7 protein-coding genes are annotated in these 13971 nt (G+C 57.4%); 6 read left to right on the forward strand and 1 reads right to left on the reverse strand.

What is annotated here, in order from left to right:
• The first annotated feature begins 3 nt into the window (after window positions 1-3).
• The 3 genes from LKX83_RS06000 (at window position 4) to LKX83_RS06010 (ending at window position 9937) form a co-directional block, all read left to right on the forward strand.
• Entirely contained in the window at window positions 4-2817 is a 2814-nt protein-coding gene (locus LKX83_RS06000; protein WP_227881261.1) for an alpha-mannosidase, read from the forward strand.
• Complete coding sequence (locus LKX83_RS06005) at window positions 2814-5447, forward strand: glycoside hydrolase family 55 protein (RefSeq protein ID WP_227881262.1); 2634 nt, start codon at window positions 2814-2816, stop codon at window positions 5445-5447. Before LKX83_RS06000 ends, LKX83_RS06005 begins: the two co-directional genes overlap by 4 nt.
• A gap of 113 nt (window positions 5448-5560) precedes the next feature.
• Window positions 5561-9937 (forward strand): glycosyl hydrolase family 28-related protein, encoded by a 4377-nt coding sequence (locus LKX83_RS06010; protein ID WP_227881263.1) that lies wholly within the window; start codon window positions 5561-5563, stop codon window positions 9935-9937.
• A 209-nt stretch (window positions 9938-10146) separates the two neighbouring features.
• Here LKX83_RS06010 and LKX83_RS06015 read toward each other — a convergent pair whose 3' ends face one another.
• Window positions 10147-10533: a VOC family protein gene (locus tag LKX83_RS06015; protein WP_227881264.1), complete on the reverse strand. Its 387-nt coding sequence runs from the start codon at window positions 10531-10533 to the stop codon at window positions 10147-10149.
• 199 nt (window positions 10534-10732) lie between these two features.
• Here LKX83_RS06015 and LKX83_RS06020 point away from each other — a divergent pair, with 199 nt between their 5' ends.
• From LKX83_RS06020 to LKX83_RS06030, 3 genes are all read left to right on the forward strand, one after another.
• Window positions 10733-11665, forward strand: a complete 933-nt coding sequence (locus tag LKX83_RS06020; RefSeq protein WP_227881265.1) for an esterase/lipase family protein — start codon at window positions 10733-10735, stop codon at window positions 11663-11665.
• Between the two features lie 139 nt (window positions 11666-11804).
• Window positions 11805-12611, forward strand: a complete 807-nt coding sequence (locus LKX83_RS06025; RefSeq protein ID WP_227881266.1) for an alpha/beta fold hydrolase — start codon at window positions 11805-11807, stop codon at window positions 12609-12611.
• Window positions 12604-13785 (forward strand): MFS transporter, encoded by a 1182-nt coding sequence (locus LKX83_RS06030; RefSeq protein ID WP_227881267.1) that lies wholly within the window; start codon window positions 12604-12606, stop codon window positions 13783-13785. Before LKX83_RS06025 ends, LKX83_RS06030 begins: the two co-directional genes overlap by 8 nt.
• Window positions 13786-13971: the final 186 nt, after the last annotated feature.

Raw genomic sequence — 13971 nt, forward strand, 5'->3', positions numbered from 1 at the left:
GTATTGGAACGCCATAAAAGCAGCGATGATCAAACGAAAGTGTTCGTTATCTCGCATACGCATTGGGATCGGGAATGGTATCAGGACTTTCAGAGCTTTCGCGTCCGGCTTGTCTACTTGATAGACGAATTAATCGATACGATGGAGCGAAATTCCGCCTATCGCTATTTCATGATGGACGGGCAAACGATTGTCATTGACGATTACTTAGCAGTACGTCCCGAGAACAGGGAACGGCTTCTTTCCTTAATCGAACAAGGTCGAATTGATGTAGGTCCGTGGTACGTCATGCCGGATGAATTTCTTCCGGACGGAGAATCGCTTATTCGCAATTTGCAAACGGGAATCCGGCGCGCGCGCTCTTGGAATGCCGAGCCGTTGCTTGCCGGATATTTGCCCGATTTGTTCGGACACATTAGCCAAATGCCGCAAATCCTGCAAGGCTTCGGCATCGATAATGCCGTTCTTTACCGCGGACTCGACGGCCGCTCCTCCCCTTCCGAGCTCTGGTGGGAAGGTGCCGACGGAAGCCGTGTTCTGACGCTAAGACTCGAAGAAGAACGCTCGTACGGGGATTTCTATTTCGCCGTCCGTTGGCCTTTCGAAGACCGTGATTTCACGTACGATGGAGAAGAAGTCGTTCGGAGGGCGCGCGATTTACTGCAACTCAAACGCGATCGGGCGCTAACGGACCGGCTCGTCGTGTGGGACGGCGTGGACCATGTCGAAATCGAGCCCTGTTTGCCGGATTTGCTTCATACGCTTAACGAAGCCGGACTAGGAGCCGACTTTCAGCACGCCCGCTTCGACGACTACATGCAGGAGCTTCGTCCCCTAGCTAGGGAAACATGGCCTGTCGTTCGCGGGGAACAACGGTTCCCCGGTTATGCTGGCCTTAATCATATGGTGTTGGCGAACGTCCTCTCTTCCCGCATCCACCTGAAGCAGTACAACGACCGGTGCGAAACGCTTTTGACTCGATGGGCGGAGCCTTGGGGCGTGTTCTCGTCGTGGGAAGGGCGTCCGTATCCCCGAAGCTTTCTCCAACAATCCTGGGAGTTCTTGCTGCAGAATCATCCGCACGACTCCATCTGCGGTTGTTCCATCGATCAAGTTCACCGGGACATGATGTACCGATTCGATCAATCCCGTCTGATTGCCGAGTCGATGCTGTCCGAACAACTGGCATACATCGCGAACAACATTGATGCGCCTTGGAGCGCCGACGATCGTACGCTCGTGCTGTTCAACGCCTCCCAGCATCCGCTGAAAGGCATCGCGACGGCGGACGTCGAGTTGCCTACCGGCTCGGATGCTTCCCAAACCATACGCATGCTCGGCGGGACCTCGTTCAGGTTGTTCGATGCCGAAGGACGAGAAATGGCCTATCAGGTTCTCGGCGCGGAGACACGCGCCGTCAAACGAGTTCGCCCGCTCCGTTCGGTACCGGGAAGCGAAACCGTGGATCGGTTTCGGATCGCATTCAAGGCGAACGTTCCGTCTTTCGGCTATTCGGCCTACCGCGTTCAGCCGTTTACGATTAACGGCCCGGCGTTCGGAGAGTACGCTGCCGAACGTCTCATCGCGCCGGTACGCCATACCGGCACGATGAGAACCGGCAGCTTAACCTGGAATAATGGAAGGTATATCGTGCGGGTCGCGGACAACGGATCGATCGGTATCGAAGATTTACATACCAGCCGCGCTTTCGATGACCTCGTTTTGTTCGAGAGCGAAGGAGACGTTGGGGATGGTTGGAAACATATCGCGCCGCTTCGGAATGCGTACGCCTACTCCAATGGTTGTCCGGCGGACATCTCTGTCGAAGCGGACGGACCGCTCTTCTCCTGCATTAAAATTGCCGTTACAATGCAGGTTCCCGCGGGCGCGGGCGCCGATCTGAACGGCCGTTCGGAAGAAACTGTCCCGCTACGCGCAACAACTTGCCTTGAAATCCGCAAAGACGATCCTGTGTTGCGAATTCAAACCGTCGTCGACAACCGCTCGCGCAACCACCGTTTTCGCGTGTTGTTCCCGACTGGCTTTACCGGCAAACACTATCGGACCAACACGGCATTCGACTTGGTCGAGCGCACGATCGATGAACCGAATTATGACGGATACTTGGAAAATTGGGCAGATGTCGTTCCGAATGGCGGCCTGATCGTTATGAGCGACGATACGTGCGGGATGGCGGTCTATTCCGAAGGCTTGCATGAGTTGACGTTGCGGGAACAGAAGCGCACTATCGCACTGACCCTCTTCCGCGCGACAGGCGACGAAGTTCTAAGCAACGGATCAGACGGAGGGCAGTTGCTCGGCCGCCTGACATTCGACTATGCCCTTCGCTTATTCGATCCTGAGCAAACCTCTTCCGCGCAGCTGTGGGCCGAACATGCACGGTTCAAGTCGTCCGATCGGTCATTAACACGCAAGCAAGGCCGGATTCGCCATGAAACGCCTCATCGGCGGGAACCGACGCTCCCGCTGTCAAACGGTTACTTGACGTTGGCGTACAATCGACTCATCGTCACGGCAATTAAGCAAAGCGAAGACGAGAAAAATGTGTTTATCGTAAGACTGTTCAACGCGGAGAACCGTGAAATATCCGACCGCTTGCGCTTTGCGTTCGCCGTCGAATCCGCCGATTATGTCAGCCTGAATGAAGACCGCCCTTATCCGATTCGCCTTTGCGAAGACGGCAGCCTTGACGTTACGGCCAAACCAAAAGGCATTGTTACCATTCGATTTCGCATCGCGATACCGGTTGACGGGTCTCCGCGCCCGGACAATCATACAGAGGAGCTTGAATCATGAACAAAGCGATTACCCCCTTTATTGAACACCCGGCTTATACGGGACCGATCGTCGTGTCCGCTTCCGTACTTGAATTCGGCGCGGCGCCGAATTCGCAAGCCGATCAGACCCGTTGCTTCCAAGATGCGCTCGATTGGACGGCTCTGCAAGGCGGAGGAGTCGTTTGGGCGCCGGCCGGCAAGTATCGTTTCGACGGCAGCTTGAAAGTGTCTTCCGGCGTTACGTTGATGGGGCAATGGTACGATCCGAATAGGCCAGGCGGTACGGGCGCCGCGACCGTCTATCACGTCTATGCGGGCAAAGGCTTAGGACCGGATGGAGGTTCGTTTATCGAAGTTGGCGCAAGCGGTGGGATTGCGGGAGCGATCATATTCTATCCCGAGCAAAATGAATGCTCGCCCGTCCCTTATCCGCCGGCAGTCAAGCTCGCCGACAGGGGGCGCAGCTTCGCGACGGCACGTTGTTTGACCCTAATTAATCCGTGGGAAGCCATTCATGCCGGTCCGGAAGGTAATGAGCTTCATACGATCGAGCATATTTACGGAACGCCAATGGCTCGAGGCATTCTCGTCAACAAAACAACCGATATCGGCCGCATCCAGCACGTTCGCTTCTCTCCTTATTACTGGCTGCGATACGCGGATACGTCCGTAGACGAACAAGCGCTGCTGGATCTGCTCAGCAACGCCGTCGGTCTCGAACTGCAGCGTACCGATTGGGAATACGTCTATCGATTCGAATGCGAAGATTACGGCATCGGCATCCGCTTTGAACGGGATCCGGGCTCGATGGATATTACGGACGGTCCGAACGGTCAATTGTATGACATTCGTATTGATCGAGCACGTATCGGATTGCAGTTCCGGCACCTGAACACGATTGGCATGTGCGTGACGCGAGGACGCGTCCAAGCCGCTCCCGTCCCCGGCTCGTTAGCCGTTGAAGTTGCGGCGGACTTCGATTCCGTCGCCCAGCTGTTCGATCTGTCCCTGGCCTCTTCCGAGCCAGCCATCGTGTCGATTCGGCAAGGCGCCGGGGGCGCGGTCTCCTTTCAAAACTGCAGCTTCCAAAGCAGCCGCACCGACGACGCGGTTGCTTTGGAAGCCGCGGGAGCCACCGTACTGCTGTCGGGATGCTCCTTCCATAACAAAGGAACGTCGATCGAGTGCCGGGAAGGATTGATCGCCGCGTCCATTGCGGGCTGCCGCTTTCCTTCCGGCTCGATTCCGATTCGTTGCGAACAAGGGGCGGAAAGCCGCGTCATGTTAGATGCCGCTCCCCGTGATTTCGTCAAGATTCGCGAGCCAGAGCCGGATTTAGGCGCTCAACCGCAGCCGCACCTGTCGGCATTGTATCCGCTGCCCGAGTCTCCCGTTCGAATCGACTGGACGCAACTGCACGATAAAGCGCCTGTGATACAAGCCGCGCTTGAAACGGCCGCCCGAGAAGGAGGAGGAATCGTGTATTTGCCTCCGGGACCGCATCTCGTCGCCTCTCCTTTGATCGTACCCGAGGGTGTAGAACTTAGAGGGTCTTACGCCGTCCCTCACCATACGAACGCGCCGGGAACGACGCTCTACATCGTGCATGGAGAAGGAGATCCCGACTCCGTATCCTCCATTACGCTAATGGAAAGGGCTGGAATTCGAGGTTTGAACATATGGTACCCGCGTCAGCGAATGGAGGCCGTCACGCCTTATCCCTGGACGATTCGACTGGCCGGAGAAGGAGCCTGGATCATCGAGGTCAGCCTCGGCAACAGCTACAAAGGCATTGATGCGTGGAGCGGGACCGGCGGGCACTACATTGAATTCGTGACGGGCTGCATGCTGAAGGAGGGCATCCGGGTTTCCGGTTCCGAAAGACGAGGCTGGTTGAAAAACATCCATCTTAATCCGCATATGTATTTCCGTACGATCGGCACGGGGTTGCCGAACAGCACGATCGACCAAGCGGATGAAGCCGTCAAATTTGATGTGTTGTTGCCTTGGTTGGATCGTGAACTCGAATACGCCTTTCGCTTCGGCAAAACGAAAGACGAAGTCGTGTTCAACTGCTTCAGTTACCGTTCCAATCTTGGATTGGACATTGCCGGGTTGCCTGGCGAAGGGTTCGACGGCACGTTCTACGGCCTTGGCTGCGACGGCACCGTATCCGGATTCCGAATCGTTCATACGGGCGATCGCGAGCTTCAGTTCATTAACGCGGGCATCGACATTGTGCATCAAGATTATATGCAAATTCAAGAATTAGGCGGATTTCCGGCAAAAATCGCCTTCATGAACAGCGTTTTCGGAGGTTATAATCTAAATCCGCGGCGGGGCGTAGTCATCGACGGAGGACACGTCCGCATTCAACAAGTCCATTTTCGCGCAAACGGCGCCGAAGAAGAATCCGATGCAGGCGTTAATTTGCGCTCGGGTAGGCTGTCTATTTATGCTTCCGTCTTCGGGCATATCGGCCCTATCGACGGCAGCCGCTTTTCCAAGCAGATGAGGGTGACAGACGTTCGAATCGGCGCAGGCACCTCGCAAGCCGAAATCGTGTGCAATGCGGCGCGGGATACGTTTATGCTCGTCTCGCAGGCTGCAGACATCCTCCCTGTCGCCGCAGGCAACGTATCCATGTAGAAGACCGGACCGGAAAGGAGGTGATACCGAATCGGGTCAAGTCCGCATAATCGAACTCGACCGGCGTTTGCTGATTACCGTTTCAGTACACCATTACGCGAGGAGGAAGCGGATTGAAAAAAAACAAGCTGATTTCAGGAAATATTTGGAAAACATTGGCGATGATCATGGTTCTGGCTGTAACGTTGAACGTGATGTCCATCGCGCCCGGTTTCGACGGAGCGAATATCGCTTCGGCTATGAGTACGGGAAACACGGCATTGAAATTTACGGTAACAAATGACGCATCGGCTACGGCGAATCGTTACGTCTACCAGACGATTTCGACGGCGAGCTATACGACCCAGCCCGGAGACAGGTTGGAGTACGACGTCTACTTGCCGGACGCTGTAAGCGGGGCAGGTGGTTTGGATTTTTATTTCACCTCGCCAAGCGCAGGCGTAAGCAAATATTTTCGCGATAGCAATCCTGTCGATTCCAGCAATGCCGGCGCGCATCCGGCTGCCGATTTGACCGGACAAGCCTATGACCAATGGTATCATCGTACGCTCGTATTAAATCCGGGTCTTCATATCTCGAATTGGATGATTGCCGGTGAGAACGATCAATCGGGACTCACGTATACCGCGCTTTACGACAACATCCAAGTTGTGAATACCGGATATTCAAATCCCGTTCGTCTAAACGTTTATCAGAACGGGGCACCGACCGTCAACTCGGCAACGTTCCCTCCTTCCGGCGCATCGGGTTCCTTGACAACGGTATCGATCCAGGATACACCGGACTTTCAACAACCTGCAGGCCACGCGCTGAGATTCACGGTGACCAATGCTTCGGGGATCGGAGCCAAGCTTTCGTATCGCAAAATATCGGAAGGCGGCCGAGGTTTCGTCTTCCAATCGGGCGACGTCATTGAATACGACGTCAAATTGCTGGATCACCGAGACAATGCCGGAGGCATCGATCTACGGACGCAAGACGGCTTGTACTTCCGGAATGCCTCGGGATGGAAAGACCAAAACAACATTGACGGGCATCCTGCCAACGATATTTCCGGGTACGCTTACAATAACTGGTATCACCGGAAGTTGGCTGTCCCGCCTTCCATGGTCGGCAAGTCGCTCGACTACTGGATCGTGGCGGGGGAAAATACGACGCCGGGCATTTCGTACAGTTCCTTATACGATAATCTTCGCGTCGTACGTAGCGGAAAAACGCTTGTGTGGGGCTATCAGAACGGCGATCGCGCGAACAACGGCAATCCTTTTTTTAACGCGATCAGCAGCGAGAGCGGCGTGACAAGCGTTTCCTTATCGGGACTGTTTCCGAAAGCGCTTTATTTAAAAGTCAACAATGCTTCTTCGGGAAGCAACAAGTTTGCCTACTATAGCTTTTCGAATACCGCCTATACGTTCGCGAGCGGCGATTCCGTCGAATACGACGTTATGCTTGCGGATCGGGTGAACGGCGCGGGCGGCCTCGATGTCTGTGCCGGAAGTTCCTGCGCGAGAGATGCGGGCTGGTCCGATCAGAACGGTATCAGCGGACACCCCGCCTCCGATTTGAGTCCATATGCTTACGGAGCATGGTACCACCGTAAAATGGACATTCCTTCTTCGCTCGTGGGTCAAAGCTCAACGCAATGGTTGATTGCCGGCGAAAACGATACGAACGGCCAGCCATACGGAAGCTATTACGCGAATATGGTCGTAACGAACGGATCTACTCTAAAAGCGGTAATTTTTCGCGGCGATCAAAGTTCAACCCCGGCGATGGAACTGACGTCATCTAACGCTATTCAATCCTCGTCCTCAAAGGAGATCAAGAACCCTTCTTTCACTGCCTTTCATCCGCAGAAAGTGACGCCGACGAATGCAGACTCTTCGGATTCGGCCATCATCTCCGGTTTTAACGTTAAGGATTTCAATGCCGCCGGCGACGGCCTCATGGATGATACGATCGCCTTCAAACAGGCGCTAAGCGCGGCTTCGCGCGCCGGGGGAGGCGTCGTGTGGGTTCCCGCCGGAACTTACAAAATTATGGGACAGCTCACGATTCCGAAATCGGTCGTGCTGCAGGGCGACTGGAAAAACCCCGACAGCATGGGAGGCTTGGGAAGTGGAACGATATTGCACGCCTATTCCGGACGCGGCAATCCGTCGGCGGCTCCGTTCCTTACCGTCGGTCCGAGCGCCGCGGTAAAGGGAATGACGATCTATTATCCTGAGCAGACCGACCCTTCCGCGATCGTAGCTTATCCGCCGACGATTCGTCTGCAAGACAACAATTTCGCCTATGCGAACGTTCAGAATACGACGCTCGTCAATGCTTACGATGCCATTCAAGGAAGCCCGAACGGCGACCAAATGCATGTGCTCAAAAACGTATACGGGACGCCACTTCACCTAGGGATATCAATTAACCACACGACGGACGTCGGCAGAATCCAAAACGTATTTTTCGACCCGAAGTATTGGATCGGCTACGCCGCTGCCGTCAGTGCGCCAACGGTCAACGCGGGAGCCTTGAACACCGCTCTCGCCGGGGCGACGGGGATGACCTTCATGCGAACCGACTGGGAGAACGTCTATAACATCGGGATTGTCAATTACGGGAACGGAATCGTTCTGAATGAAGACGGCACAGCGAGCGGTCCTGTCAAGGCAGCACAAGCGATCATGACCAAGATTAGCATCACGGGAGCCAACAAAGGCATCGTCGTCAATGACGTCAACTATGCGGGCGTCATGTTTGCCAAATGCTCGATTAGCGCTACCTCCGGTACCGACCCGACGGGCATCGAAGTGGCCGCGACGCATGACAGCATCGTCCAGTTTAACGGCTGTACCTTCAACGGCAGCGCTTCCCAGCAGGCTCGAATCGCATCGGGAAGTACTGGAATGCTTTCCATTATCAACTCCAGCTTTGCCGATTGGGCTAACGGGGCCTCGAACTATGCTGTTACGGCTGGGGGAGGCACGCTCCAGCTTGAAAATAACTCTTTCGGCAAATCGCAACCCGCGGTAAACATCGGCTCCGGGGTGTCAGCCGCCGCGGTCTTGAGCAATACGTTTACCGGGACGCCGCAAATCACGAACGCTCAATTATCCAATCCGAATATCGTCGTCGATCATACGGCCAGACCTTTCAAGCCGGTGCCGTCTGATCCCGACCTCGGCTCGGCACCTAACGCGACAGGAAGCGCGTTTGCTGTCGTGACGGACGCGCCTTACAACGCGGCAGCAACGGATACATTCACCGGATTCGACAACACGGCTGCGTTCCAATCCGCGTTGAATACCGTAAGCGCCGCCGGAGGAGGCATCGTCTATGTGCCGCCCGGGGCCTATTATTTGGCCGGGCAGTTGAATGTTCCTTCCGGGGTCGAGCTTCGGGGCGTTTTTGAAATTCCGCACCATACGACCGCGGCAGGCTCTGTGCTGTATACGACCGCGAACGCCGGCAACGAGAACGCGACGCCGTTCGTAACCCTTCAGCAGAATGCCGGAATCAGGGGGGTTACCGTTGTCTACCCGGATCAAGACCTAACCTCTACGAGTGCTGTTAAAGCTTATCCATGGACGATTCGCGCTGCATCGACGGGTGCGTGGGCCATCAACGTTACGCTGCCGAATACGTTTCGCGGGTTGGACTTTAGCTCGAATGCCAGCGGCGGGCACTACATTGACCATGTTAACGGAGCGGCGCTGAAAACGGGCATCGCAATCGGCAACTCATCGAGCGTGGGGCGCATCCTGAACGCGCATTTCAATCCTACGTTCTATTTTGCAAGCTGGGGCTCTTATCTGCTTGGCATGGGCGACTTTACAACGATCGACTACAACACGCGCGTCGGCACGTTGTTCGGCTACCAAGACAGCAACCTAATCGGCTTCGACATCGGCAAAACGACAAACGAAACCCTGTTTCACTCATTCGTATATAGGGGCAACATCGGCCTTCATCTGTACCCCCAAGGGACGGGCTCGTTCGAGGGCTCGATTTACGGCTTCGGCGCCGAGTCGGTTACTCCCCTCGATATCGAAAGCATAGGCAGCGGAGGGCTGACATTGCTAGGCGGAACGTTCAACACGTTCGGCGGCACGACGGGACGCATTCGATCCACAGTGTCCCCCAGCGCGTCCATTACGCTGCAAAATGCCCAGTTCTATTGCTACAATTGTTCGCCATCCAACGGGCTTGTCGTACAGAACGGCAACGTAACGATTCAGCAGAATCATATTGCCGCCGATGCCGCAGGCAGCAACGGCGGGGTCCGCATTAGCGGGGGCACCGTAAACGTGCTCGCCTCCGCATTCAGCAAAATCGGCCCGCTTTCCGGCTCCGCTTTCACTGTACAGAGCGGCGTCAAGGATGTCGTCGTCGATTCGGGGGTAACAGACGGCCTCGCCGCCGGAAATGCAGGCAAGACAGGATTCATGTATACGAATAACGGCTCGGCGAATTTTGTCTCTAACGTCGGCAATTAAAATAAAGAACGTTGCGCGGAATGATTCTGTGCAACGTTCTTTTGAATGTAATTATGCATAACACCTATTGATGGTCGAATACGTCTTCGTCGGCGGGCTGGGTTACTATGGCGCGCATGGGAGCTGCTTGCGCTCGCGCTGTTCGGCCTGAGCCGTCGGCTGGTCTCGGCGGACCGAATCAAGGCGGAACAGCGAGACGAGGCCGAGATCTAGAGCCAACCGGACCAGACGTCCAGCCGGTTGCCGTTCAGGTCGTAGAAACGGAAATTTTTGCGGTTGCCGTCGTACAGTTTGATCTCGGAGACACTGACGCCCTGCGCTTTCAGGTGCGCATGCGTGCGTTCGATGTCGTCGGATTTGAAAGTCAGCAGGTGCATGTCGTAGTCCTCGCCTTCCCAGTCGTCGGTCTTGTAGGTCAGCGTGGCGTCTTCCTCGCGTTTTGGCGTGACAAGCATGATTTCGGGCCCGCCCCCCAGGTCAAAGCTGACGCCTGTCCAGCGCAGGCCGAGCATTTCCTGATACCAACGGATCGTTTCTTCTTTGTTCCTGGCAGGCAGGTAGATACAGTCGATCTGGCCGACGACCGGCTTGTCCATCCGTTTCTCCTCCATTCGATTCGGAAGGGGCCTCGCGGCCGGCTTCCGCTGCTGCTCTCATTGTAACCGTTTTCCGGAAAAAGGGAAATCGCGCGCCGTCAGTCATAGGAACGAAAATGCGGCATAGGGTGAGGGGAGAGCCTACACGCGGCGGTGGAGAGCGGCGGCAGGCTCGACAAGAACGCAAGGCGGTGAGCCGATGATCTCCTCTCGCCATTCCCGCGCTCCGCTCGTCCTCATCCCGGGCGTGTTCGGATCCACGAGCGACGCGATCGTGCCGGGTACCGGGCCATGGGGCTTTGGGCCGGCGGGCGCGTATTACGAGCCTTTCGTCCGGCAACTGGAGGCGATGGGCTACCGGCGCGAGGCCGAGTTGTTTATCGCCTTTTACGACTGGCGGGAACCGGTCCCGTACGCGGCGCGGCAGTATTTGTATCCGGTCGTCCAAGAGGCCAAGCGAAGGACGGGGGCGAGCCGCGTCATTCTGCTGGGGCACAGCATGGGCGGTCTGCTGGCCCGGGCGTATGCGCAGAGCGAGTATTATCAGGACGATGTGGAGCGGCTCATCGCCTTGGGTACGCCTAACGCCGGCTCGCCGGCCAACTACGCCTACTGGACGGGGGCGGCGCTGCAAACGCCGCCGGGCGCGCCGGTCAGCGGGGTTTCGCAAGCCATGCAGCGATTCTTGGCCGATCTGGGCCGCCTTTCGCCGCAGGATCCGTTGCAGGCGGTCCGGGCGTATTTTCCGAGCCTGCTCGACATCGTGCCGGCGAGAGGCTACGGGGACTATCTCATCGTCCGCGGGAGAGAGGACTGGAGGCTAGTCCCCCAGACCGAAATGAAAGTTCGGAACGCCTTTCTGGACGATTTGAACCGAGAGCGGGACCTGATCGAACGAAGGCAAATCCGGGTCACGCTCGTGGCCGGCGTCGGGCGCGGCACACCCCGGTACCTTCGTCAGGCTGCGGAAGCGGCTGTCGAGCCTCATGTCTGGGCGGTCGTGAACACCGACGGGGGAGACGGGGACGTGACGGTCGCGAGCGTCTTCGCGATTCGCGGCGAGCGGCATCTGGTCGAGGCCGATCACCTCGGCATCCTTTCCGCCAGCTTGCCCTTACTCGCACGACAATGAATTTCAAGCTGTACGCCAATCGCGGATTGGCGTCTTTTTTGCGTTTTGGGCCCAATTGGCACCGTTTGGCATCGAAATGAGTGATCGCGGCAGTCCTTTTCCCCCTATGATCGGCTTATCAAAGGAGGAGGGGTTCGCGATGCCTTATCTCATGGTGAACGATGTGGAGCTTTATGTGGAAATCGAGGGCGAAGGAGAGCCGGTTCTGCTGATCCACGGTCTGGGCGGCAATACGACGCAGATGCGTCAAACGATGAAGCGCCTGTCTTCCTTCTACAAGACGATCGCGTACGATTGCCGAGGGCACGGCCTTTCGGAGAAGCCCGCGTCCTATACGCTGGAGGACCATATCCGGGACGCCTTGGCGCTGATGGATGAGCTGGGAATGGCGCGCGCAGCCGTGTTGGGGGTGTCGGGCGGCAGCTATATCGCGCAGGGCTTGGCCGCAGCCGAGCCGGACCGGGTGAAGCGGCTGGTTCTCGTCGTTGCCCGGGCGTACGGCGCCAAATCGTCCACGCAGCTGTTTTTCGAGCGGCATGCCGCCGCTATGGCGAAGCTCGGAGAGAAGGAGAAGGCGGCTTATTTCATCGACCGCGTGTTCGCCCCCGGTTTCCTGGACAACATGCAGCCCGCGCAGCTGCAGACGCTGATGGTGCCGGAGCCGGCCTTGACGGCCGAGCAGACGGAGGCGGCCAACCGGGCGTTCGAAGGCTTCGACCTTCGCCCGGCGCTGCCCCGGATCCAAGCGCCGACGCTCGTTCTGAGCGGCAAGTACGACGGGTTGAACCCGCCCGCCTGCGGCACGGAGATCGCGGATGGCATTCCGGACGCCACGTTCGTGGAGATGCGGCATTCCGGCCATGCGCCCAGCTTCGAGGAGCCGGACCGGTTTTACAGGCTCGTGATTGATTTTCTAAACGCAAAGGGAGGGGATTTCCATGAATAATCGAATCTTGATCTTCTTGCTGGCGCTCGGGGCTTTTTTGGCGGGTACGGCGGAGCTGGTCGTCGTCGGAGTCGTCGATTTGATCGCATCCGACCTGCGCGTCTCCAGAGGGATGTCGGGCCAATTGGTGACCGTGTTCTCGATCGCCTTTGCGGCGGGATCGCCGATCGTCATTTCGCTGACGTCCGGCATGAACCGCAAGCGGCTGATGCTCGCCACGCTTTTCTTCTCGATCGCGGGCAACCTCCTGGCGTGGCTGAGCCGGGACATCGTCCCCCTGATGCTGTCCCGCGTCATCCTTGGCGTCACGGCCGGCGTATTCACCGTGATCGCGTTCACGACGGCGGCGAATCTGTCCGCGCCCGAGAAGCGGGGCAGCGCCATCGGCAGCGTGCACGTCGGGTTCAGCGGCTCGCTGGTGATCGGCGTTCCCTTGGGAATCTACATCGCCGGACATTGGGGATGGGAGTCGATCTTCGGGCTGCTGGCCGTCGCCAACGCCGTCATCGCGCTGCTGATGGTCAAGCTGCTCCCCCGCATGCCGGGCGAAGCGGCAGTCCCTTTGCGCGCGCAGGCGGCCATGATGAAGCAGGGCAAGGTGCTCGGCGGATTGGCGATTACATTCCTCTGCGTCTTCGGCTACTCGATCTGCTATACCTTTCTCGCCCCCTATCTTCAGCAGCTCGCGCGCCTGGATTTGAAGACGGTGAGCTGGCTCCTCCTTTTGATGGGGATCTGCGGGATGCTGGGCTCGCGATTCGGCGGGTACGGAACGGACAAATGGGGCGCGAAAAAGCTGCTGCTCGGAGTGCTGGCCGTTCATGCCGTCGTTCTGCTGCTCTCCCCCTTGTTGGCCACGACGCTGCCCGGCGCCGTCGTCCTGATCGTCGTGTGGGGCATCTCGGCATGGGCCACGGTTCCCGCGATCCAGTACGACCTCATTTCCCTCGTGCCGGAATCGGCGGGCATCGCGGTCAGCGTGAATACGTCCGTCTTCCAATTCGGCATTGCGCTCGGCGCCGCCGCCGGAGGCGTCGTCACCGAACGGCTCGCGGTTGGGCATGTCGGATGGATCGGCGGAATCGTCGTTTTCGCGGCCTTGCTGGCAGCTGCGGCGTCCTTCTCCGCGAGGGGACGGAGCGAAGGCTCCCCGGCCCTGCGTCCGAATCCGTGACCGGCGCGACTTTCGTAGATGCAAATCTCTCCTTAACGAACGAGTTTACTAGAGGACAACACTAGCATAATATGAAAAGCAAGGAGCCTACGTTTCGTTTTTGCCTCAAGCTTAGAACGACCGGGAAGTGAAAGCGGATGCCGGCATTGGAAATCTGTCGATTCCGGGCCCCGCCGTTCGTCGTTC

The organism is Cohnella baijiui, from assembly GCF_020731285.1.
GTDB lineage: Bacteria > Bacillota > Bacilli > Paenibacillales > Paenibacillaceae > Cohnella.

Coding starts and splice junctions, on each gene's coding strand:
- LKX83_RS06005 (WP_227881262.1), top strand. CDS start 2,814: ATGAACAAAGCGATTACCCCCTTTATTGAACACCCGGCTTATACGGGA.
- LKX83_RS06015 (WP_227881264.1), bottom strand. CDS start 10,533: ATGGACAAGCCGGTCGTCGGCCAGATCGACTGTATCTACCTGCCTGCC.
- LKX83_RS06020 (WP_227881265.1), top strand. CDS start 10,733: ATGATCTCCTCTCGCCATTCCCGCGCTCCGCTCGTCCTCATCCCGGGC.
- LKX83_RS06030 (WP_227881267.1), top strand. CDS start 12,604: ATGAATAATCGAATCTTGATCTTCTTGCTGGCGCTCGGGGCTTTTTTG.
- LKX83_RS06025 (WP_227881266.1), top strand. CDS start 11,805: ATGCCTTATCTCATGGTGAACGATGTGGAGCTTTATGTGGAAATCGAG.